This is a genomic window from Candidatus Thiodiazotropha sp. AKIB8, assembly GCF_058244675.1.
The window spans coordinates 1-24542 of record NZ_JBSYOO010000029.1; the positions used below are offsets into that span (position 1 = coordinate 1).

18 protein-coding genes are annotated in these 24542 nt (G+C 46.3%); 5 read left to right on the forward strand and 13 right to left on the reverse strand.

What is annotated here, in order from left to right; genetic code table 11:
• Positions 1-18: 18 nt before the first annotated feature.
• Together AC4IFB_RS06590 and AC4IFB_RS06595 are read left to right on the forward strand one after the other, a co-directional pair.
• Complete coding sequence (locus tag AC4IFB_RS06590; protein WP_490779949.1) at positions 19-3378, forward strand: PKD domain-containing protein; 3360 nt, start codon at positions 19-21, stop codon at positions 3376-3378.
• A 77-nt stretch (positions 3379-3455) separates the two neighbouring features.
• Positions 3456-6173 (forward strand): phospholipase C/P1 nuclease family protein, encoded by a 2718-nt coding sequence (locus tag AC4IFB_RS06595; protein ID WP_490779732.1) that lies wholly within the window; start codon positions 3456-3458, stop codon positions 6171-6173.
• Positions 6174-6751: 578 nt separating this feature from the next.
• Here the strand turns inward: AC4IFB_RS06595 and AC4IFB_RS06600 are convergent.
• The 8 genes from AC4IFB_RS06600 to cspD form a co-directional block, all read right to left on the reverse strand.
• Positions 6752-7705, reverse strand: a complete 954-nt coding sequence (locus tag AC4IFB_RS06600; RefSeq protein WP_490779733.1) for a GNAT family N-acetyltransferase — start codon at positions 7703-7705, stop codon at positions 6752-6754.
• Positions 7698-8870, reverse strand: coding sequence for a JmjC domain-containing protein (locus AC4IFB_RS06605; RefSeq protein WP_490779734.1), 1173 nt, complete (start codon positions 8868-8870; stop codon positions 7698-7700). Before AC4IFB_RS06605 ends, AC4IFB_RS06600 begins: the two co-directional genes overlap by 8 nt.
• Before the next feature lie 314 nt (positions 8871-9184).
• Positions 9185-10552: an adenylosuccinate lyase gene (gene purB, locus AC4IFB_RS06610; RefSeq protein WP_490779735.1), complete on the reverse strand. Its 1368-nt coding sequence runs from the start codon at positions 10550-10552 to the stop codon at positions 9185-9187.
• A gap of 209 nt (positions 10553-10761) precedes the next feature.
• Positions 10762-13452: an aconitate hydratase AcnA gene (acnA, locus tag AC4IFB_RS06615; RefSeq protein ID WP_490779736.1), complete on the reverse strand. Its 2691-nt coding sequence runs from the start codon at positions 13450-13452 to the stop codon at positions 10762-10764.
• Between the two features lie 213 nt (positions 13453-13665).
• A complete protein-coding gene (hflD, locus tag AC4IFB_RS06620) occupies positions 13666-14286 on the reverse strand; it encodes a high frequency lysogenization protein HflD (RefSeq protein WP_490777035.1) in 621 nt (206 codons plus the stop codon).
• Between the two features lie 102 nt (positions 14287-14388).
• Positions 14389-15501 (reverse strand): tRNA 2-thiouridine(34) synthase MnmA, encoded by a 1113-nt coding sequence (gene mnmA, locus AC4IFB_RS06625; RefSeq protein WP_490779737.1) that lies wholly within the window; start codon positions 15499-15501, stop codon positions 14389-14391.
• A complete protein-coding gene (locus AC4IFB_RS06630) occupies positions 15485-16072 on the reverse strand; it encodes a pseudouridine synthase (RefSeq protein WP_490777033.1) in 588 nt (195 codons plus the stop codon). The genes mnmA and AC4IFB_RS06630 overlap by 17 nt, the downstream gene beginning before the upstream one ends.
• 176 nt (positions 16073-16248) lie before the next feature.
• The gene (cspD, locus tag AC4IFB_RS06635) at positions 16249-16467 is read right to left on the reverse strand and encodes a cold shock domain-containing protein CspD (RefSeq protein WP_490777032.1); all 219 of its coding nucleotides are present in this window, start codon (positions 16465-16467) and stop codon (positions 16249-16251) included.
• 873 nt (positions 16468-17340) lie between these two features.
• Here cspD and clpS point away from each other — a divergent pair.
• Positions 17341-17661, forward strand: coding sequence for an ATP-dependent Clp protease adapter ClpS (clpS, locus tag AC4IFB_RS06640; protein WP_490777031.1), 321 nt, complete (start codon positions 17341-17343; stop codon positions 17659-17661).
• A 23-nt stretch (positions 17662-17684) separates the two neighbouring features.
• Complete coding sequence (clpA, locus tag AC4IFB_RS06645) at positions 17685-19958, forward strand: ATP-dependent Clp protease ATP-binding subunit ClpA (RefSeq protein WP_490777030.1); 2274 nt, start codon at positions 17685-17687, stop codon at positions 19956-19958.
• A gap of 7 nt (positions 19959-19965) precedes the next feature.
• On the opposite strand, the gene infA is transcribed toward clpA, so the two are convergent.
• The 5 genes from infA to AC4IFB_RS06670 all read right to left on the reverse strand — a co-directional run bounded on the left by infA (position 19966) and on the right by AC4IFB_RS06670 (position 24218).
• On the reverse strand, positions 19966-20184 hold the full coding sequence (gene infA, locus AC4IFB_RS06650; protein WP_068995306.1) for a translation initiation factor IF-1: 219 nt from the start codon (positions 20182-20184) through the stop codon (positions 19966-19968).
• Between the two features lie 357 nt (positions 20185-20541).
• Positions 20542-21615, reverse strand: a complete 1074-nt coding sequence (locus AC4IFB_RS06655) for a DUF2333 family protein (protein ID WP_490777029.1) — start codon at positions 21613-21615, stop codon at positions 20542-20544.
• A gap of 335 nt (positions 21616-21950) precedes the next feature.
• A complete protein-coding gene (gene cyoE, locus AC4IFB_RS06660) occupies positions 21951-22859 on the reverse strand; it encodes a heme o synthase (RefSeq protein WP_490779738.1) in 909 nt (302 codons plus the stop codon).
• Entirely contained in the window at positions 22846-23490 is a 645-nt protein-coding gene (locus AC4IFB_RS06665; protein ID WP_490779739.1) for a redox-active disulfide-containing membrane protein, read from the reverse strand. Before AC4IFB_RS06665 ends, cyoE begins: the two co-directional genes overlap by 14 nt.
• Entirely contained in the window at positions 23487-24218 is a 732-nt protein-coding gene (locus tag AC4IFB_RS06670; RefSeq protein ID WP_490779740.1) for an SURF1 family protein, read from the reverse strand. Before AC4IFB_RS06670 ends, AC4IFB_RS06665 begins: the two co-directional genes overlap by 4 nt.
• An 81-nt stretch (positions 24219-24299) precedes the next feature.
• Between AC4IFB_RS06670 and AC4IFB_RS06675 the strand changes: the two genes are divergently transcribed.
• A complete protein-coding gene (locus AC4IFB_RS06675; RefSeq protein ID WP_490777025.1) occupies positions 24300-24524 on the forward strand; it encodes a twin transmembrane helix small protein in 225 nt (74 codons plus the stop codon).
• Positions 24525-24542: the final 18 nt, after the last annotated feature.

The window sequence follows — 24542 nt, forward strand, 5'->3', positions numbered from 1 at the left end:
GTGGATTCAGGTGTGACTGTGCAGCTGGATGGCAGTGGAAGTAGTGATCCTGACGGATCGATAGTTCGCTATAACTGGTATCAGAGTCGAGGGCCATCAGTTGAGCTACAGGAGAGTCATACCGCCAGCCCAAGCTTTCTAATGCCAGCCAATGCGGAGTTAACGTTTACTCTGGCGGTTATTGATAACTCAGGATCGATCAGCAGAGATAGTGTGTTGATTCAGAGTTCGGAAAATAGCAACCAGTTACCGATTGCGAATGGAGGAGAGGATAGAGAAGGTGTAGAAGGAAGTGTTATTATATTGGATGGTGAACAGAGCAGCTCACCGAATGGAGTAATATCATCTTATCAATGGGAACAAGTGTCCGGCCCCGTAGCGCAGATTTATTGGGGTGATTTAAATTCATCACAAGTTGCATTTAGGTTACCTGAAGTTGATATTGATACCCCTATTCTGTTTAGGTTGGTAGTTACTGATGATCAAGGCTCAAGCTCATCAGATGAAATAACAATTAGTGTTTTAGATAATATTCCACCTGAAGCTATTTCATTACCCATACAAACAGTCGTTGAAGGTAATTACCATCTCATGGATGCAACGACTTTGTTCAGAGTACAGCCTGGTGACTCTATTACTTTGGAATCATATCGTTGGAGTCAGATAAGTGGCCCACCGGTGACATTGCAATATAAACAATACAGAGAGCAAGCAAGAATACTAGCTCCAGAAGTTGATGATACTACCCAGTTGATTTTCGAGGTGACGGCAACAGATAGAAGTGGTGCATTAGGCCGCAATACAATTGTGCTAAATATCATTCGTCGGGAGGATGTTCCTGAGAATATATTGCCACAAGCTAATGCAGGTCTGGATAGAGTATCTTTAAGTAACCACTATATAGTAGTTGATGGCGCCTTAAGTAGTGATCCGGATGGTGAAATCGTATCCTATGAATGGGAAATAATAGATTCACCATCTAATCCACAAATAATTCTTCAGCGTTTTCTAGGTGATAGCAATTATTCGACTGCCTTCACGACGCCAGTAAACTACGTAACAGATAACGTAGCCGGTGACTATACAATTCGCCTGACTGTAACAGATGACAAGGGTGGTACAGCTACTGATGATGTTGTTATTACACTAAATCCAGATGTTAACACCGGGGAAGCACCTATTGCTAATGCTGGTCCTGATAGAAGAACATCTCCACACTATTGGAACCACGAAGATCGTCTGAGACTCAATTCCAGTGATAGTACGGATAGCGATGGCTCAATTGATACAATTTACTGGCAACAGATCAGTGGTCCAGCAGTAGAATTGATAAATAGTGGTTTCGAGCCATTACCTATACATGACTCTGTACGATATGTGTTTCTTCTGACAGTTGTTGACGATCAAGGTAATCAAAATGATGACATGATGTATTGGTCAGTTGGTTATACTAATTCAATGCCAAGTGCAAATTTCATTCAACCTCAAATTGTGGCTCTTTCTGGTGGTACGTTGCAATTGGATGGTAGCGGGAGCTACGATAATGATGATTACATTGCTTCTTTTAATTGGACGCAAAGTTCAGGACCTAATGTAACATTTTTGGACAATTCAGCAGAACCTGTAATACAACTACCCTATGTTAATGATGTAAGTAGAGTTGATATTGGTTTGTCCGTGACTGATTTGAGTGGGGCGGAGAGTAATATAATTGACGATGAGTCTTTTCTTATTGTTAATCCTGATTATGAAAATTCCATCATAAGTGCTGGTGATGATATTGCAGTTTTCTCTAATGGCCAAGTTGAATTGACAGGTCAGGTTCTTATACCTCAACAGTGTGACCCGCTTGGTGGGTGCACTGACTATGGTAGAGGGCTGACTTGGTATCAGTTGAATGGGCCACCAATATTAAACTCGCTAGATTCTGGTGATGCATTATCATTTACTGCGCCTATGGTTGACGAGCGAACAACTATTACTCTTGCGTTGGTTGATGTGTATAACTCCTTAATAGGCGGTTTAGTTGCTATGGCAGTAGACCCGATCAGTATCGAGGTGTTACCAGTAACTCAAGGTATAATCGCGATGGCAGGTACAGATCAACAGGCTCTTGAAAATACACAAGTAATTTTTGATGGTTCAGCCAGTCAAGCCCAAACAGGAGCGATAGTGAATTTCAAATGGGAGCAAGTAAAAGGACCAGAAGCCTTGATTGCTAACCCTGATGATGTTTCAACACAAGTCTACCTGCCAGCTGTTGGATTAGAAACTGAACTAGCATTTATCTTGACGGTAACCAGTGATGAAGGATTAGAAGCATATGATGTTATAAAGGTTACTGTATCACCTAACTTGACTGACGGTGATTATGATGCAGATGGCGTAGCTGACGATGTTGATCTATTTCCCCGAGATTCGACAGAAGCCTATGATATCGATGGCGACAGGAGGGGGGATAATAATGATTTTGACAGGGATGGCGATAGTATCGATAATCGCAGTGATTTCTATCCTAATGATCCAGCCAGACATGCAATACCCGCTTTTGAAATTATCGAACCATTGGATGAGGCGGTTATCAATAGTGACTATGTAATTGTTAAAGGCACGATCACTACAGATCAAAACTTAGGTATTACAGTAAATGGGATTATTGCGGAACGGATCGATGGGCCTAATGGAAATCAATTTATTGCAAGAGTGCCTCTGGCGGAAGGTGAAAATCAGTTGATTGCAACCGCAACATCATTATCGCGAATGAAATTCAGTAAAAGTATATCAGTAACTAGAGAGGGACAAGATCCAGTTGATTTTTATGTAACTGATAAAAGCAATCTTGCACCGTTCACCAATACTTTTAGTTTTGCAAACTCGTTAGGTGCTACTATCGTCCAAATTGAAGTGGATTATGAAGGGGATAGCGTTTACGACGAAACAATTACATCCTCATTTAATGAGGAAGTTTTTTACTATTATGGAGTGCCAGGGATCTATTACCCTCAGGCGCGATTTACCCTTGCTAATGGTGAGCAATATATCGTTAAGCAGGTCGTGAATGTTATCTCTCATGAGCAATTAGACCTGCATATTCGAGATCTATGGGATAGCATGAATTTCGCTCTTGTTCAGCAGAATCATCAGCTGGCCGTGGGATATCTCGCAGACCAGAATCGAGATAAATATAGTGAAATATTCTATCTATTGCTGCCTTACTTTTCAGACATAACACAAAGTTATTCTCCTCTAAACACATATAAGATCTACTCAAGTTATGCTAGCTACGTAGTTAATCGTGACATTGAAGGTGTTGATCATGCCTTTATCGTTTCATTTATTCAGGGCTCTGATGGTTTGTGGCGTGTTTCAAGCATGTGACACAATAACATCATATGTATAGAGTTAAATTGTGTTATTTAGCCTGATTCCGTGCAGAAGGAAAGGGAGTATGGATTGTGCGTAAAGTTATACTTGTTGCTATCTCATTCACCATCATTTTTTCAAATGAGCTATCAGCATATGATGCAACTGCCCATAAAAGACTGGCTAGAATTGCATTGCAGAAATCAATACTGGCAAATGCCGATTTTATGGAAAGCCTTGGTATCGATGAATTGAGCATTGCAGTAGATGAAAAATCTGATGAAGAGTGTGCTGATATTTTAAGAGCAAACAATCAATTTGATCCACTTGAACAGTTCTATTGCGGTGCTTATCAGGAAGATTATCCCTTAACAAGGACTTTGAATCATTTTTTCGATCCGGTTAATGAGCGTGGCTTGATTCCTTTGATTACCAATACAGCAGCGGACTGGGCATTGGAAGATACGCTTGCCTATACAGGAGCGAATATTCAGGACCATTCCAATAAAGATGCAATTGAATATTTTTTTCAGGGTTATACTGATCTTACAAAACCGGAAAGGCTGGGCAAGTTAAAGCAGTTTTTTCAGGTTCTTGGTCAGGTGGCACACATGGTTGAGGATATGGCTTCACCAGAGCATGTGCGAATAGATCAGCATTTATATCCTTCGAGCGAATATGAGCACTATGTAGGAGCTAATATAAAAAGTTTACCAGAAGCGAGTTTTCAATATCAATCACTTGATCTGAATATCATGGAAACAGCAAGACATTTTTTCAGCAATCGCTTAGACATGGTTGGTCTTGCAGACTTCACTAATTCAAATTTCATTAGCATTGATACAAATTTTATACAACTGAGAAATGGTGATTTAGCACCTGGGCCTAAATATCAGTTGCCACAACCCAATCAAGCTCTTGTTACAGTAAATGCCGCGACAGAACTTGGTCAGCAGTATCATGGTGTAATTAAGTTTATCTCTTCGGATGGATATGATGGTTACGCAGCAGCAGCAGGTCAAGATCCCCACTTTAGAAACGACAAGGCTAGTGTTTTAAATCTTTATTATGAAGACCTGTATAATCATATAATAGGACAAAATATAAAAATTCATCACTTAGGAACTGGCATAAATGATTCAACCATGAAAGCTGCTCATGGCCACCTTCTCAGGAGAGCAACTTCATACAGTACGGGATTTGTTAACTATTTCTTTCGTGGGCATGTGGAAATCAGCAATGTTATATCATTTGTTGACGATCTTGGTTTTCCAAGAGTTACATTCAAAATAAAAAATACAACTAGCGAACATAATTCAGGAGCTACAGCATTTAGTTTCAGTGATGGAGATTTCGATCTTTATTATGATACTGAGAATGGCGAACGAAAATTGGCACAACCTATAATCAGTGCTGGCATCAATAACAGCTTATCTGAATTCGACTCACTCCACGATCAAGATGAGATTACAGTAGAGTATCAACTTAGAGAAGCGGCTTGGGATCAAAAAGAACCATTCACACTGGTCTTTAAAGGTAGTATAGGCTCCGAAGAGGGTGTAATGGCAAAAATCATTGAACCTCCACGTCTATTCTCGTTTGTCATTGATGGTGTGACAGGAAATTCACCTGTAGACAACACTATTAAAATCTATTCATCAGCAGATTTAGGGTTCACTTGGAGCCCGTTTAGAGAGTTTAGCTTCAACATAGAAGATACTTCTATCTCTGATCAAAATTCTGTTCATATTTTTAATGCTGTCTATTTAGGCAGTGGCGAAATGCTTCTTGATATTATTTATAATGACCATCTTGATGATAATGGAAATATAACCAGTGTGAGCCATCACATGATGTTCAAAGGTGTTGACTATGGACGTACATGGAATCCGGTAAGCTTTGACTGGTCTCCGCTGCTAGTTGGTATGGATCCTTACAACAGAATTTCTGAATTAAAAGCAATACATGAAAGCCTGGTTTTTACCGGTAATCAGAATCTGTCTGCTATAAGACTGCAACACCCTGACCCGAACGATCCTCCAATAACGCCGAGGTCTTTTCAATTACTCCATACAGATATTACTGGTTCAGCAATGGGTAACTGGTCTGCTAGTACCGGATTCGGTCAAGGAGGTCTACCAGAGATTGATTATCTAGGTGACATTTCGTATGTATTTTCAAGCATATTGCATGGCCAAGAGTCCGGAGCAGTATCCGATGAGGGTGGGGGATTCAGAAACGATACTATTCTTACCAGAACGGATGATGGTGGTATTACTTATTATCCTTTATCGGATATCAAATCAGACTGCGGAGATCCTGAGGACCCTGCAAATGAAGTCTACGAATGTAAGCAGAATCTTACTTATATAGGTAACAATAGATTAATTGGATGGACTACGCTGAAAGCTCATAGATTGAATAGTTATCTTTCATACGTACCTCTGTACTTATCTGACAATGGCGGTATGAGATGGGATCTAAATAGAGTGGCGCCATTTAGTAGGGATTGTAGCGCTATGCAATCCTCTGAGCTATCACTTGATGAGCTTATCTATATCGGAAAAATAGACACACAACAAGATAATAATGATGTTTTAGTTTCTATCTCATCATGCGTAGAAATTTATGAAGCTGACGACCGAATACATTATCCAGGCAACATTGTTAATGGTTTGTTTAGTACTCGAGATGGAGGCGCGAATTGGAATTATGGTGAACTGCCAACTGGATATACAAAAGGAGAAGTGCAATTACTTTTTGTAGGTGATAATGGTGCTATTCCTGGTATTTATGGGCCTGATAATTGATATCCAGTTTGTGCTAAGTGAATTATGTGCAGATTGTGGTGGTACTTTTGTGGAGTACACGCCAGTCAATTAAGTACTTCATAGCTCATTACGATAGGATTACGTGGGCAGCTCTTAGATATCTACTGATCAAAACATCCACGCAACAGTGTTATCCCAGCGATGGCAGTTTGCCAAGGACAGCTAGACTTGTGATGCAACCCACTACACTACCCACTATACTAGTGGGATACATTAATCGGGTACAGAGACCATGGTTAGTTACAGATAAGCAATGCCTTGGCAGAGAATGCTGCAGGCCTTTCGCAGTCGGATAGCGTGACTGGTTGTTTGCCGATATACCCCAAGGGGTACTTACCCGTGCCGCGATCTTTAGCCTGAAATGTTGGAAGCCTTGTTGCCTTGGAGCATATAATTAAAGGATCAGTAATAAGGCTGAAATTTTGGCGCTTACGTTATTTCAACACATTATAGTAGCCAAGCCTTTTTGGCGGCGAACTTCATCCTGATTCCGTAGAGCCATAATATAATGCGCCCTAGCTGTCATCGTTTCACTATCAACAATACAAAGTTGACAGCTACATATGCAACCTCGACAACTCCCGGTCAGGAACGCCATATTCCCAGGCCTCATCGAATTGAGATTGAAGACGCTCGACAAAATAGCGGTTGTTGTAGCGGGCTGTGCCTTTAGCATTTGCTGCTTGTTGCTTATGCAAGTATCCGCAATCATCGACCAGTAGATAATTTTCCTCGATTTCAAGATAGACGTCCGTTGCTTTGCGTATCTCAATAACGGATGGAAGACGTTGAGCGAGTTCTACCAAACGGTGTCCCTGTTGCACTACCAGGGTGTTGTCCTGTAGTAAAATTCGAATACGACTGAATTTGGACCTCATTGCAAGTTGCTTTACCGCTTCGTGAAATGGTTCGGTATCATAGATGACCGGGTCAAGATTATAACTGAGTAGACAAAGGCTTCGCTTGGCTTGTCTTACCATCGAGGTTGCGTGTATCTGATGATCTTCAGGTTTGGATAGATTAAATAGCTCATCATCTTTACCCAGTGTTGCAAGTGCAAGATCTTCTTCATTGTGCTCTTCAGAAAAAGAGAAAATCATCTTACGGTGGGGAATGTCAGCTTCCTGGAATATTTCACCGATAGATACAAAACCAACATTTTTGTAGAAGGATTCTGCACTGGTTTGAGCATGTAAAAAGAGCTGCTCCTGTCCAACCTGACTGGCCCGTTGCAGCAGTTCCATCAAAAGGGCAGTGCCAATACCCTGATTACGCCATTTTTGCAGTACCGCCATGCGACCGATCTGTCCACTGCCCAGGAGACGAGCGGTACCTATGGGATTTTGTTGGCTATCCAGTGCGATCAGGTGATAGGCGACCAGGTCGTTATCATCCCACTCCATACTGACAGGTACACCCTGTTCATGGATGAATACCGGCTCTCTGACCTGACGCAACAGTTCTCGTTCTTCGGGCCATTTGGCCTGACGGATGGTATAGCTGTTATTCATGGCTGAAGACAAAGTGTCCTTCATTGTAGAGCTTACAGAGCAGGCTCAGATATTCGGGTTGTTCCAACCACTCCTGTAGATAGCCAAAATGGAGCTCCCGGTAGTGGGTGATGACGGGCAGAAACTCACCTGATGTTGTGGGCAGTGTGTAGCTGTTTCCATTGATATAGAGTGTATCCATACCGTCCTGTTCAAAGCGACTGAATGCCATGCGGCTGTAGCTGTTTCTATAGATAATAGCCTGTTCACGGAAACGGTTGAGAAAGGCCTGCTCCTGCAATAACTCCAGGGGTGGATTGACTTGCAGGTGTTCTTTGGATTCCGTTACGAATCGTCCAAACCATCGCTCATCCTGATTGAGCTGATCAAGGCAGGCTTGTAGCTTCTCCTTGAATCCATCAAGTGAGGTGGGGAGGATCTCGGCTGGGGCAATCTGTGGCTTAAGTGGTGGATCACGATAGCGCTCTTTGGGCAGAAGGGGGTCAATCCGGGCTTCAAACCAGGCTGAGGCCATCTCCTGCCAGGTTGGTGCACGAAACCCCACAGAGCAGGTCATCGTCTCGCCCTCTGCTATGCCCCAATGGGCAACATTGGGTGGCAGATAGAGCATGTCTCCCGGTTCCAGTAACCACTCCTGTTCTGCTTTAAACTCTGGCAGGATTCTCAGATCGAGCCCAGGTATGTAGTCCTCTTCATCTACGGGTTGGGTGTGTATCTTCCAGCGCCGACGACCTTTCGCCTGTAACAGAAAAACATCGTAGTCATCTGTGTGTGGACCAACGGAACCCTGATCTGCTGCATAGCTGATCATGACATCATCAAGACGCCAGTCAGGAAGAAAGCGGAAATAGTCGAGCAGGCTGGCTACTTCAGGCAGGTGTTTGTCCACATCCTGCACCAGCAGTGTCCAGTGACTCTCAGGCAGCTCGGCGAAGATGCTCTCATCAAAAGGGCCGTAACGGGCTTCCCAGGGGGTTGCACCATCTTTTTCGAGCACCATACGCGACTCGATGCCCTCTTCACAGGCCATGCCGGCCAACTCATCGGGCTCTATCTGGCACTTGAAATCTGCTAGCGCCTGACGTATCAGCAGGGGCTTTCTTTGCCAATATTCGGCAAGGAATTTTTCTCGATTTATTGATTTGGGGAAGTTGATTGTATGCATTGCACTAGTGTAACTCCCTTTAGGCGAGACGCTAAGCCTCCTTTTTGATTATGGATATTATGCTTGTGATTGAGCGTGAGTATCTATTGTTCCTGGGTTGTTCTGTGTGATCGATCACTACATTATTGCGTGGTTCCAGTTGAAGTATGCATTCCACGCGGGAGCGTGGGAACGAGAGTGTAAGTCGCACCACTGGCCCGCCGTATCGGCTCCACCAGCCGGAACAGACCCTGATGTCGAAATCAAACGGTGCCTGTCCCTCGTACCCAAGCGGGCACGTGGGTACGAGAGTGTTGTAGTAAGTGCTGGTGGGATTAAATCGAAGCTGCCTGATCCCTGGCGTTGCCGATATAGCTCATCGGGGTGAGACGCTTGAGAGAATCCTTTGCTGTTTCAGGTATGTCGAGGCCATCCACAAAGGCTTGTAACTCTTCAGGGGTGATTCTTTGTCCCCGGGTCAGCTCTTTGAGCTTTTCATAGGGCTTTTCGATGCCGTAACGACGCATCACAGTCTGAATCGGCTCAGCAAGCACTTCCCAGTTCTCATCCAGGTCATTCAGCATGGCATCGCCGTTGGCTTCCAGCTTGCTTAGCCCTTTGAGCAACGATTGCAGGGCTATGCTGGTATGGGCAAATCCTACACCGAGATTTCTGAGTACGGTGGAATCGGTCAGGTCACGCTGCCAGCGGGAGATGGGCAGCTTTTCTGAAAGATGCCCGAGTATGGCGTTGGCAATGCCCAGGTTGCCTTCTGCATTTTCAAAATCAATGGGATTGACCTTGTGTGGCATTGTGGAGGAACCGACTTCTCCGGCTACGGTTTTCTGCTTGAAATAGCCTACTGAGATGTAACTCCATACATCACGGCAAAAATCGATGAGGATGGTGTTAAAACGTGACAGCGCATGGAACAGCTCGGCAATATAGTCGTGAGGCTCTATCTGGATGGTATAGGGGTTCCAGTTGATCCCCAGGCTCTCGACAAACTGCTGGGCGAATTCGGGCCAGTTAATTTCCGGGTAGGCCGAGATGTGGGCATTATAGTTTCCTACTGCACCGTTGATCTTGCCCAGGAGATTAACTGCTGCGATCTGATCCCGCTGGCGTTGCAGACGATAGACAACATTGGCCACCTCTTTACCCATGGTGCTGGGGGATGCGGGCTGTCCATGCGTTCGACTGAGCAGCGGTTGATCTGCCAGTTGTTGGGCCAGCGCTTTGGTTCTTTCGATTACTTCATCGATCTGTGGCAGCAGCACCTGACCGCGCCCCTCTCTCAGCATCAAGGCGTGGGAGAGGTTATTGATATCTTCCGAGGTGCAGGCAAAATGGATGAATTCACTGATGCTCTCAAGCTCTTCATTGCCTGCAATCTTCTCTTTGAGGAAATACTCGACCGCTTTTACATCGTGATTGGTGGTGCGCTCGATGTTCTTTACCCGCTGGGCATCTTCTTCACTGAAATTTTCGACAATGCCGCTGAGAATATTATTGGCATGTTCGCTCAGAGTGGGAATCTCGAGTATGTCATTGTGGCCGGCAAGTGCCTGTAACCAGCGAATTTCTACATTCACCCGATGGCGAATGAGCCCGAATTCACTGAAAATTGGCCGCAGGTCATCTGTCTTGTTGCCATAACGACCATCGATTGGAGAAACCGCTGTAAGGGAGGAGAGTTGCATATTATCTATTTCCGCAGAAATTCTGAAAGGCGGGGATTATACCTGCTGAGAAGATGGGGGTTAAGCCGGGAGTGGCAATTAAAGTATTTTTAGCAAGTCATAGACCGACGTATGGCTGTCAGAACGCTCCTTTTCTGAGCTGTGGATCTTCGTAATAGCAAGCTATTACAAAGATCCACGCCAAGAAAAGGCCCATTTTGAACGGCAATCTATTCGGCTTTGACTTCCTCAGCAGTTTCCGCAGCTGACTGATTCACCATATTGCGCAGTACGTAGTGCAGTATGCCGCCGTGTTTGTAGTAATCGACCTCATTTGGCGTATCGATACGCACAGTGACTTTAAAGCTGCGCTCTGTGCCATCCTCAGCTATCGCAGTAACTGTGATTTTATGCCCGGTTTTATCGCCAGGGTTGGGGATGTTGAATCGCTCTTCACCAGTCAACTCCAGGGTTTCTGCACTCTCACCGGCCAGAAATTGCAGTGGGAGTATGCCCATGCAGACAAGGTTGGTGCGATGAATCCGTTCGTAGCTTTCAGCGATAACAGCGCGCACCCCTTGTAACGCAGGACCTTTGGCTGCCCAGTCACGGGATGAGCCAGAGCCATACTCCTTGCCGGCGATTATGATTGCTGGGAGAGACTCCTCTTTGTAGCGCATGGCGGCGTCGTAGATGCTCATCTCGTCACCGCTAGGGAGATGTCTGGTGACACCACCTTCACTGCCGGGAAGCAGTTTATTACGTAAGCGTATATTGGCGAATGTGCCACGCATCATCACCTCATGATTGCCTCTACGGGAACCATATGAGTTGAAGTCGACAGGTTTTACGCCCTGTTCTGTGAGATAGAGTCCTGCCGGGCTATCCTCCTTGATTGCACCGGCTGGCGAGATGTGGTCTGTGGTTACCGAATCCCCCAGCCAAGCCAGGCAACGTGCCTCCTCGATGTTGGTCACCGGAGCGGGCTCTAGTTCCATATCCACGAAGTAAGGTGGGTGCTGAATATAGGTTGAGTCGGGATCCCACTCGAATTGACTGCCACTAGAAGCTTCCAGAGAGCGCCAGCGTTCATCCCCATCAAACAGAGAGGCGTAACTGGCAATAAAGCCCTCCCGTGTCAGATTTTCAGCGATACAATCTGCAATCTCTTTACTGCTCGGCCAGATATCCTTGAGGAAAACTGTTTTGCCTTCTTTGCTGGTGCCCAAAGGTTCGTTATAGAGGTCAATATTCATGGTGCCGGCAATCGCATAAGCAACCACCAACGGTGGAGATGCCAGGTAGTTCATTCTGACTTCAGCATGTACCCGGCCCTCAAAGTTACGGTTTCCGGAGAGCACAGAGGTTACGGTCAGGTCACCATCACTGATCGCTTCGGATACTTCAGTGGGTAGGGGGCCTGAGTTACCGATACAGGTAGTACAGCCATAACCGACCAGGTCGAATCCCAAGGTCTCCAGGGGTTTATCAAGTTCTGCCTGCTGTAGATACTGCATTACTACACGGGAGCCAGGGCCCAGTGAGGTTTTTACCCAGGGCTTAACCGTTAAACCGAGATCTACGGCTCTCTTTGCCAGCAGACCGGCCCCCATCATTACTGCAGGATTGGAGGTGTTGGTACAGGAGGTGATGGCGGCGATCACAACCGCACCATCAGTGATTTCTGTTGAAGCACCGTCGATATTGGTGGCAACTGTTTGGCTCTCCCCGCCATTGAAGACCTTGACCGCCTCGATAAATTGCGACTTGGCTTCTTTTAGAAGCACCAGATCCTGGGGACGTTTAGGGCCAGCGAGACTCGGCTCAACGGCAGAGAGATCGATCTCCAGGGTTTCACTGTAAGTTGCTTCCGCTGTCTTGGCTGTATGGTAGATGCCCTGTTTCTTGGCATAGGCCTCAACCAGTGCGATCTGATCTTCGCTGCGATTGGTCAGACGCAGATAATTGAGGGTCTCTTTGTCGATCGGGAAGAGGCCACAGGTAGCACCGTATTCAGGGGCCATATTGGCGATGGTTGATCGATCGCCCATCGGCATGGAAGCGATTGCAGGACCATAGAATTCAACAAACTTACCCACCACGCCGTGTTCACGCAGACGTCCAACAATGGTCAGAACCAGATCCGTCGCCAGGCAGCCTTCAGGTAGTTTACCGACCAGCTTGACGCCGACAACCTTGGGAATCAGCATTGAGACAGGTTGACCCAACATCGAGGCTTCAGCTTCGATACCGCCAACACCCCAGCCCAGGACGCCGATACCATTCACCATGGTGGTGTGGGAGTCTGTGCCTACCAGGGTGTCGGGAAAAGCCTGTAACTTGCCGTCACGCTCTTCCGCTGATATCACCCTGGCCAGGTATTCCAGGTTCACCTGGTGTACGATTCCGGTGTCGGGTGGAACAACCTTCAGATTGGAAAAACCGCCCTGACCCCATTTCAGGAACTGATATCGCTCCCGGTTGCGCTGAAACTCCAGTTTCGCATTGAGTTCAAATGCACTCTCATCCCCATAGTGGTCTACTTGTACGGAATGATCGATAACCAGTTCAGCGGGCTGAAGTGGGTTGATATCCGCAGCATTGCCGCCAAGCTCGACAACGGCATCGCGCATTGCTGCAAGGTCAACTACAGCCGGTACCCCTGTGAAATCCTGCATCAGAACCCGTGAGGGTCGGTATTGAATCTCTTTGCTGGGTTCAGCATTAGGATCCCAGTTTGCAACTGCTTTGATATCATCTGCAGTAACAGTGACATTGTCCTCATGGCGAAGCAGGTTTTCCAAAAGGATGCGTATGGAAAAGGGTAGGCGGTCTGTGTTTTCAAGGGCATCCAGTCTGAAAATCTGGTAGGTGGTTCCATTCACCTTTATCTCACTTTCTGCACCAAAGCTACTTATCATTTGGATCTCCTAAAGCTTTAAAAACAGTTTATAACTGCTTGTTATTTTTTGTTGTTTATCTATTTTATATTATGGTTCAAGGGGTATTGGGCTGTTATTCGCTATTTTTACCCCATTGACCACTAGCAATATAGAAGCTAACCAAAAGATTGCTACAGGGACTACTGTTTCAGGCCCGATATTGAACCTGCAAATAGCCTGAGTATCCCTTTGTTAAAGCCTATCCAACAAGGCTTTACAACTTTCGATGTAATTTTTTCGACTAAACAACAGTTGTCTACGGCGTCCTCCAGTCTGACGCCAGAGCATCGCAGCTCTGATACCAGATAGTAACAGAGCGCGTATTCGGTTCACATTGTCGCTGTTCTGCAAAAAGACAGTTTCACCGCTGACCATAATTCTTGGTTTTAATGTGCTTACATTTTCAGCATAGAGATCAGCTAAAGCGCCAAGGATATTGCTGTGGGTAGAGGGGAAATGAGCCAATCGTGCAGCGGTATTCATGATACCGCTTCTGATTATTTCCAATCTCTCCTGGTGGTGGCTCAGTTTTCGTTCCAGTTGAATCAGGCTAAGAATATATCGGGTCAATTCATCATCCCGAGCCTGGCTTCCACTAAGCTGTTTATGTGCCTGACGCAACCCAGGTGCAATGGCCTCGAGGCCACCATAGACATCGACTACACTCTCGGCATCCAGTTGGAAGAGGCTATTAATGCTGGGTGAAATCGTATCGGTGCTGGCCAAACCCTTGCGGGCTACCTGCTGCACCAGAGTAGCTGCTTGATATATACCTGATAAAGCAATCGTACGATCACTATCCTGATACTTCATACTGTTCCTGAGCTGAGATTCTTGCGATTCGACATACTATCATACAGCTCGATTGCCCCCCATCAGTCTATAGCAGATACTTAGTCGCCGGGTTAATAGTAATTAGGCCTGGTTGTAGGGCGGGGCATCCGTTGATTCAATGATGCCACCTCCCAAACACTCTTGCTCTCGATATAACACCAAAGACTGTCCCGGTGTGGCTGCTCGTTGCGGCGTCTCAAAGATCACCTGGCAACAATCCTTATCGAGTGGCTGAACCCGGCACTCCTGTAAAGTTTGGCGGTGACGAATTCGGGCAAGGCAGCTGAATGGCTCCGTCGGCCCCTGGCCACTTACCCAGTGGAGCTGTTTGCAGACCATCTCGCTACACATCAAAAGGGGGTGTTGGTGGCCCTGTACAGCAACCAGAACATTTCGATCAAGATCTTTTGCCGCTACAAACCATGGGGCCTCATCTGCACCCTTACGCCCACCAATGCCCAGTCCCTGCCGCTGTCCGAGGGTGTAGTACATCAAGCCCTGATGCTGGCCTATGGTGTTCCCCTGAGAATCCTCTATCTCGCCAGGCTTGGCGGGTAGAAATCGTTGCAGAAACTCCCGGAACTTTCGTTCGCCTATGAAACAGATTCCTGTACTGTCTTTCTTCTTATGATTGGGGAAACCTGCCTCTTGAGCCATTGACCTGACCTGTTGTTTATTTAAATCCCCGAGAGGAAACAGGCTATGAGAGAGCGCCTTCTGGCCCAGCATGTAGAGGAAGTAGGTCTGGTCTTTGCCTTCATCCTGGGCTCGAATCAAGCGATAGAGCTGTTCATCATGCGCTAGTGCGGCGTAGTGGCCCGTAGCGATAGCCGCGGCACTCAATTGATCAGTGGCGTAGTCGAGAAAGGCTTTGAACTTAATCTCCCGGTTGCATAAAACATCCGGGTTGGGTGTTCGGCCAGCTTTGTACTCATCCAGAAAATAGGCAAATACCCGATCCCAGTATTCGGTGGCAAAGTTGATTGTGTGAAGCGGGATATCCAACCTGTCCGCTACGGCCTGGGCATCTGCAAGGTCAATTGCAGCAGAGCAGTACGCTTCATCGTCATCCTCTTCCCAGTTCTTCATGAACAGGCCCTCTACAGCATAGCCTTGCTGTTTGAGCAGCAAGGCGGCGACAGAAGAGTCGACCCCTCCGGATAGACCAACAATGACTTTACTGTTTTCTGGCATGTCGAAATTTTTCTCTATCTGCTTTTTCCCGGCTTGGTTTAGAATCCAGAGTCAGCCATTCACCCGGTTGTAGTTGTTTTAGTCGCCATTGGCCAACCGCAACACGGACAAGTCTCAATGTTGGGTGGCCAACAGATGCTGTCATACGTCGAAGCTGTCGATTTCGACCCTCCTGTAACTGAATTTCAAGCCATTGTGTGGGGATTTTGGCCCTGAAACGTACAGGTGGATCTCTAGGCCAGAGTGCAGGTTCTGCTATTTTTCTGACTTTGGCAGGCAGGGTAGGGCCATCTTTTAAATCCACTCCCTGCCTCAATTGCTCAATACTCTGGTCACTGGGAGTACCTTCGACTTGAGCCCAGTAGGTTTTCCAGGATTTCTTAGCGGGATGTGAGATTCTGTGTTGAAGCTTTCCATCATCGGTCAAGATCACCAGACCTTCACTGTCACGATCCAAACGTCCGGCCGCATAGACCCCTTTGGTGGTGATATAGTCCGCCAGGGTAGGGCGTGCCTGACCATCTGTAAACTGGGTCAAGACACCAAAAGGTTTATTGAATAGGATCAACATGCAGGATTAATCTAAAGAATTTCGAAAGGCCTTACTGAATTAGAGTGTAATAGTATCGGCAGAGGGCTGATCTGGAAACAGCCAGATGGTATTTTTCTGGATAGGGCATAAAAAAGCCGGTATGGTTGAACCAGACCGGCTGATTAAATATTACGAGAGTTGATTTTTATTTAGATTCACTCACCACTCGCAGCAACTTTTTGAATATTGGTTGCGTGCAGACCTTTTGGACCCTGACTTATCTCAAATTGGACCCTTTGGCCCTCTTTCAGTGTCTTATATCCATCCATTTCAATTGATGAAAAATGGACAAAAACATCCTGATCTCCATCTTCTGGGGTTACAAAACCGTAGCCCTTGGCGTTGTTAAACCACTTTACGACTCCAGTCGCCATAGCTATTACTCCTCACTATATACGATAGCTCAGGATGGTGGAACGTTTGTTGGGGGAGCTTACAAGTGGCTTGTAGAAGAATGTGACAAGGATCTGATGAACCCGTTTTATGAGATTGTTTATCTCAAACTGTAGGGTCTATCTGTTCACGTCACTCACCGTCCGCAAGTCAACTTATAACGCAACACACAACGTTGTTATGATTAGCAGAGAGGCGTGAAACAACTCTGTCCACCAGCCTTAGCACCAGCCTTTAGTTAAATGCTCAGGCCGTCAAATCAACGGCAAAAAAATCAGTGTTTGATCCTCTAATCGGAACCATTCTCAACACTGTATGAGGAAGTATAGTGTGCATTACTAAAGGGTCAACAAATATCTGACTTTTAACTATAATTTGGATATTTTATAGGTAATTTCCCTAACCTTTTCAACGTCGATATTATGACTTACCCTATATCATAATATTACTGAAATCTTCTCGAGGAGTTAAAATCCTTCAGGTATTGTCGTAAATATCGTTCACCTCTCCACCAGCTTGGCGGTTAAGTCGCAGAAATCAGCTGAGCCTGAAAGCCTCTCTCTTGGTAGAGCAAGAGATCCTTTGCAACTCAATCATCAGATATAGGGGCTATGCATGGATGTATATCGGTTTGTAAATGAGATCTGTGTATATTAGAGAGGAGCTTTTTTAGTTACAGAGTGTCAATGAGGAGTGAACTGTCTTGATATTTAGGGATATACCCTCCATATACAATAGTATTATTGCTTTATTCGTCACTAACAGGTTAATTAGGATAGTGTTACCAGGAATTGGTATTAATCCTTAAAAAAATCAACTTTTCAGGTCAGGCAGGCCTGCTAGAATCACCCAGTATGAGCGATAGAGAACAAACATCACACGACGATGGTCTAGCATTAGAGGAGGCTGCTCCCAAATTAAAAAGGCCACCGCTATTTAAGGTTATTATTCTAAACGATGACTATACTCCAATGGAATTTGTGGTTCAGGTTTTAGAGGCCTTCTTTAGTATGGACAGGGAGAAAGCCACTCGGGTGATGCTGCATGTACATACCCGAGGTGTAGGGGTCTGTGGTGTATTTACCAAAGACGTAGCCGAGACCAAGGTCTCTCAAGTTAACGACTACTCACGTAGTAACCAGCATCCGCTGATGTGCACTATGGAAGAGACCTAAGCGGTACGTATGGAGTATCCAAGATGTTGAACAAAGAGCTGGAATTCACTCTAAATCAGGCGTTTAAAAGCGCCAAAGAGCGACAGCATGAGTTTATGACTGTCGACCACTTGTTACTTGCTTTGCTGGACAACCCGTCAGCAGTGACTGTATTGCGTGCCTGTGGCGCCAATATCGAAAAGATGCGGCAAAAAATCCGCACATTTGTTGATGAAACTACACCATTGATCCCTGATGGTGACGAGCGGGAAATTCAGCCAACTCTTGGTTTCCAAAGGGTGCTGCAGCGTGCTGTTTTTCATGTTCAGTCTTCTGGGAAGAACGAAGTGACTGGAGCCAATGTGCTGGTTGCTATCTTCAACGAGCAGGATTCTCAGGCAGTTTTTTTCCTGAATGAAGAGAAAGTCAGCCGCTTGGACGTCGTCAACTATATCTCACACGGTATATCGAAGCTTGATGAAGTTGGCCATGATGAGAGTCCTGTAGAGTTGTCGACTGAAAACAAGGGTGAAGATCAAGCCAGTGCGTTGGACAACTATGCAGCTAATCTGAACCAACTCGCGGAACAAGGAAAAATTGACCCACTAATCGGTCGACATAGCGAAATTGAGAGAACAATTCAGATTTTATGTCGGCGTCGCAAGAACAATCCTCTGCTGGTTGGCGAGGCAGGCGTTGGTAAAACTGCAATTGCAGAAGGTCTGGCGAAAAAGATCGTCGATGCCGAGGTGCCGGATATATTAGCGAACGCTACAATCTACGCACTTGATCTGGGCACTCTTGTCGCAGGCACCAAATATCGGGGTGATTTCGAAAAACGACTGAAGGCTGTGCTCGCAGAACTGAAGATCAAAAAAGATGTGGTTCTGTTCATTGACGAGATACACACCATTATCGGTGCAGGTGCAGCGTCTGGTGGTGTTATGGATGCCTCAAATCTGATCAAACCAGTTTTGGCATCTGGGGAACTGCGTTGTATCGGCTCAACAACCTACCAGGAGTTTCGTGGGATCTTCGAGAAGGATAGAGCTTTGGCCCGCCGATTCCAGAAAATAGATGTGGAAGAGCCTACCGTCGAGGAGACCATAGAGATTCTGAAAGGTCTCAAGTCCCGTTTCGAAGAGCACCACAATATCGAATACACACAGGACGCACTTAACAGTGCAGCAGAGCTCTCTGACAAGTACATCAATGACCGCCACTTGCCTGACAAGGCGATTGATGTAATCGATGAGGCTGGGGCCAATGTACAGCTACAGCCAGAGGAAGAGCGTCGTAAGATCATTGATGTGGATGAGGTAGAGGCCATTGTGGCTAAAATCGCTCGTATTCCACCGAAGAAAGTCTCGACATCCGACACAGAATCCCTACGTAACTTGACCAGAGATTTGAAAATGGTTGTGTTCGGTCAGGATCTGGCAATTGAAGCATTGACTGCGGCAATCCGTATGAATAGATCCGGACTGGTCAACGAGGGTCGACCTGTTGGCTCATTTCTGTTCACAGGGCCAACTGGTGTGGGTAAAACTGAGATTACCCGGCAACTGGCCAGAATTCTGAGTATGGATCTAATCCGCTTCGATATGTCCGAATATATGGAGCGACATACCGTTTCCAGACTGATTGGTGCGCCTCCAGGCTATGTTGGTTTTGATCAGGGTGGCTTGTTGACTGAAGAGATTGCCAAACATCCTCATTGTGTACTGCTTCTCGATGAGATCGAAAAGGCCCACCCGGATGTCTTCAATCTTCTGCTGCAGGTTATGGATCACGGTACACTCACCGATAATAACGGACGGAAAGCCGATTTTCGTAATGTTGTGATCGTAATGACCACCAATGCGGGTGCTCAGGAGATGAGTCGTTCATCCATAGGTTTTGCTACACAGGACCATACCAGCGATGGTATGGAGGTGATCAAAAAGATGTTCACCCCTGAGTTCAGAAACCGTCTGGATGCAATCATTCAATTCTCAGGATTGACGCCGGAACATATCGCCAAGGTGGTAGATAAGTTTGTTTTTGAACTCGAAGGGCAGTTACAGGAGAAAAACGTCAATCTGATTGTGGAAGCTGAGGCCAGGGTATGGCTGGCAGCACATGGTTACGATCCCAAGATGGGTGCGCGTCCCATGGCTCGGTTGATTCAGGACGAAATTAAGAAGCCACTTGCAGAAGAGTTGCTGTTCGGGAAGCTATCAGCAGGCGGAGCTGTCAAAGTAGATGTCTCGGAAGACAAGCTTATATTTGATATTGAGGGCGAGCCAGTAGCCGATACATCGATCGACGAAGGCTGACTCTTCCTCAGCGCGCACGATAGGTGATGCGGCCCTTGGTCAGGTCGTAGGGGGTCAGCTGTACAGTAACCTTGTCGCCGGTAAGGATACGGATATAGTGCTTACGCATTTTGCCTGAGATATGGGCGGTTACCACATGGCCATTTTCCAGTTCAACACGGAACATGGTGTTTGGCAGGGTTTCAACCACAGTGCCTTCCATCTCGATGAAATCTTCTTTCGCCATACTTATTTCTTAACTCAATTATATTTAGGTATACCCTTGCGGGCGGTCTTAAAACCGGGCGCATTATAGCACAGGGCCCGATACCGAAGTGCGCCATTATCAGTATATTTACGCGTATGGCAAGTGATTCTGTAGCAGATGAACAGCTGGGGAGGGCTAAATCAGTAAAAAACAGCTGTTTTTTTCACTTAATGCTGTAGCGTAGAGGTAACTTTTTTCCTATTGGGTGCGGCCGGAATAGAGTTTATCTTCGTCTACTTTTGTCGACGCCAGAAAAATCCATCGGCGTCATCAGGGTTTTATGGTTTTATTGGCAAACCAATGTTTTACAGGCTGCAATAGATCTACTGTCCGGCGCTATCCTTGACTTAACAGGTTACGCAAATCGATGACTGCTGCATTGGCGCGTGAGATGTAGGAGGCCATCACCAGAGAGTAGTTTGCAAAGATGCCGAAACCCTTGCCATTCAATACAACAGGGCTACTGATAGGCTCCTGGGCAGCTTCCAGCTCCCGAATGATTTGGCGCAAACTTACCAACGCATTCTTTTTACTTAAGATTTCCCGAAAATCTATCTCAACTGCATGAAGGTAATGGATCAGCGCCCAGGTAGATCCTCTGGCTTCATAGAAAACATCATCGATCTCCAGCCAGGGTGTCTGTACGGTCATACTCTCATTAGCCATCGTCGATTGGCTAGCAGAAGGGTCTCCTGCCAAATCGGTATTGATTCGTTCCTGCCCAACACTGGCACTCAAACGCTGAGAGAGGCTACCCAGCCGTTTTTCAACAATAGCCAACCAATCCCTTAGATTGTCGGCTCGGGCATAAAACTGAGTATTCTGCTTACCCTCTTGTGAGAGGCCCGTCAGGTAGCGTTTCAGGGCCTCTATACCTTGGGAGTACTCTCCCTCGGTTGATGGAAAGATCCAGGAGTCATTGCTGTAGTTGAATTGAGGTTCAGTGATTGCCAGATCTTTGTTTTCAGTAGATTGAGACTGGGAGCGGCTGATGTCGTTTCTAAGTGAACGGGCCAGATCCCGAACTTGTGTCAATACCCCAAACTCCCAGTTGGGCATATTGTCGAGGAAGACGCTGGGTGGCATTACATCATTGCTCAGGTAGCCCCCAGGCTTTTCAAGCAGGGTTTCAATAGTCGTTAACAGGGTGATTGTGGTGTAGGAGCCAATAACCGGCTTTAATTCCATTTCTGTCAAAACATTACTGGTATTTTTTTTGACATCAAATGGCTCCGGCATGATGCTCCAATAGATGCCCAGCAGGAAAAGCAGGACAATCAGGGTAACAGTGCCAAGTCCACTGGCCCAGAACACGCCCTTCTCCCGAATGGTTCGGGGGTGGTAGAGCTGTGCTATGCGACTGAACAGAGATGCCGTTTGACGGGTAAGCCTTGCTAATAATTCCTTCACTTATTGCCATCCTGAATTACACGCTATTGAGTCTATATAGCTTAAATCACTCTTGGATCCGATAACAGGTCGTTGTGATAGGTATGTCCTGGTCAGTACAAGACGAAATGTCTAATCGACTGCTGCCGTAAAAGTCGTAGGGTACGGCCCTGCCGCACCAATACGGCCTTGGGAGTATGAGAATTTGCGCTGTTTTTTGCCCAAAATCCATTTGCGAACATTCGCGGCTTGCCTCTATAACCCCCCTCTGGCGGAAGAGGGGCATTTAAAGCTGCTTCTGTAGTTTAAAGAGGATTTACGCAACAGTAGTGGTGCGCCTGATTGATCATCTGTTCTCAGTTTAGAGCCATGACTAAATAGTGGTCCACCAGCAACAGGGTGAATAACAGACTCAAATAGAGGATTGAGTAGGTAAAAGTCCTCATTGCATGATCCCGTCCGTCACTACGTAACAATTTAATAGCGTGATAGACGAAACCACTACCAAGAGAGAGTGCACCGAACAGGTAGAGGTAGCCACTCATGTGCACCACAAATGGAAGCATGGTGACAGCAAGTAACATGATGCTGTAGATAAGAATCTGCTGCTTGGTGAAATCGATGCCATGGGTGACCGGAAGCATGGGTATGTCAGCTTTGGCGTAATCATCGCGACGGTGGATTGCCAAGGGCCAGAAGTGAGGTGGCGTCCAGACAAAGATAATTAACAACAGTAGAAACGCTTCGGTGGTGACTTCCCCGGTAATGGCTACCCAGCCGAGTAGTGGAGGAGATGCACCAGCCAAACCACCCCAAACAATGTTTTGCGGCGTATTACGTTTCAGATAGAGGGTATAGATCAGTGCATAGCCGATCAGTGCCATAAAGGTCAGTAGTGCCGTTAAAGGATTGACAAGAAAAAACAGCATCAGCATGGAAACCAGACCTAAAAACAGGGCGAAACTGCCTGCATGCTGGGTGTCCATGTGGCCACTTGGAATTGGGCGTCTACTGGTTCGCTGCATCATTTTATCAATGCGTTGATCGATAATGTGATTGATGACAGCGCCACAGGCGGCAGCTAAAGAGATGCCGAGCAGACCGAACAGCATCGGTTGCCAGGGTACGAAACCCTGTTCCGACAAAAGCATACCAACCAATGCTGTGAAGGCAATGAGTAGCACTACTTTGGGTTTGGTCAGCTCATAATAGTGTTGCCATGTAAAATTGATGGCGTGTCGTGTAGAGATATTACTGATGGCCATATTGACCTCCTTGGGACCAGTTTTGAGAGGCCTTGAGTAGTTTTTCCAGATCTTCAAGGATCTGTTTTGAGGTGATCTGTGGGGTGTCATATCGCATCATCAAATCTCCTCTGGGATCGATAATAAAGACCGGAACACTATCTTCAAATTCTGCTAGCGGGAAAAGGGATGTCACAGCTGCACGCTGATCGAGATCAGCAATCAGGAGATGTGTACCGTCCAGTCCATCTAATGAAGGTATATCAATATTTCCACTGCTGTCTGGATAGATGATTAATCCACGCTCAATGCGTTGCCTGCCAGCTGCGGTTGCGCGACGTATTTGACGTATTTTGATCAGCGCTTCAACACAGGCGGCATCACAGCTTGACTCACTGACTACAACCAGTGTCCACTTATCCTCAAGAGAATTCCACTCAAAGGGTGTCCGCTCAATTGTGTTTAGAGTTAGCGCGGCTACCGCTCTTTGCGGGTCGATCAGTGTTCCGTTATTGGCCCGGCTACCAGGTAACCAATCGGGATTCATGTAAAACAACCAGGAAAATATCAGTGGCAATGAACAAATAGCTATCAATATCCACAAGGATACCAGGCTGCGGGAAGGGGGGGACTGCTGTGCCAGGCTGCTCATACTTCACTCTCTTCCGTTTTTTGCAACGATAGACGCAGCCAGACAAGCAGAGCGATTATGGCAAAGGCAAACCACTGGATTGCGTAACCAATATGCATCAGGTCACTTACCTTCGGTGTGGGCCATTGGCGAATAAATGCCAGATCGTCTTTGGATGTTTGTAAAATCATCATTGGCAGTACCTCCAGACCTGACCATTCAATATAACGGGGCAGGGTCAGATAGGGCCACTGCGGAGGTGACTGGCTCTGTTGATTCGAAGGTGTCAGTTCGATAGCTGGTGCCTCCGGAATGGTGACTTCACCATCAACTATTTGCTGAATGGAATTCAGCGGCAGGTTTAATTTTTCATCTAACTGATCATGAGCGACCCAACCGCGATTGACTAAAACAATTCTGCCATTGCCTGAAAGTTGCAGTGGTGTGATGATATGAAACCCGGTTTTGCCCAAATGTTTACGGTTTTCTATGTAGATTGCTTTATCGTTGAGAAAATGTCCTTTTGCTACGACGTGACGGTACAACATGGAATCACGTTGAGGCAGCTGTTCATCATTTAAGGAGAGAGGAGGCAGGTTTCGTTGCATCTCCAACGCAGAAGCTTGTTGCCGTTTCTGTGCGGCGCGGTCGAGCTGCCATAGGCCAAGGCCACAGAGCATGGGGGTAATGATTACCATGATTATTGTGGGGATTGTCTGGGCGCGAAAATAGTGCGTGCTGCTTGTCATAACATCTATAGTGAAACTATCCTTCGTCAAAACAGCACTGCCGGCGGGTGGATAACCGATTCGACAAAGGTTGGAATGATCATGGACATTATCTTTAAATTACCTGTATTACTGGTTTTGCTATTCATTCTTTTTTCCCTCTTTCAGGGGATGTACTACATGGCCAAGGATGACGGCAAAGAAAACAGTACGCGTGTGGTGCGTGCGTTGACTGTTCGAGTTGCACTCTCTTTGTTGCTATTCGTCATACTGATGGCGGGTTACTTTTTCGGTTTACTTACCCCTCACGGTCTGTTGCCTCAATAAGAATGATCAGAAGGCAAC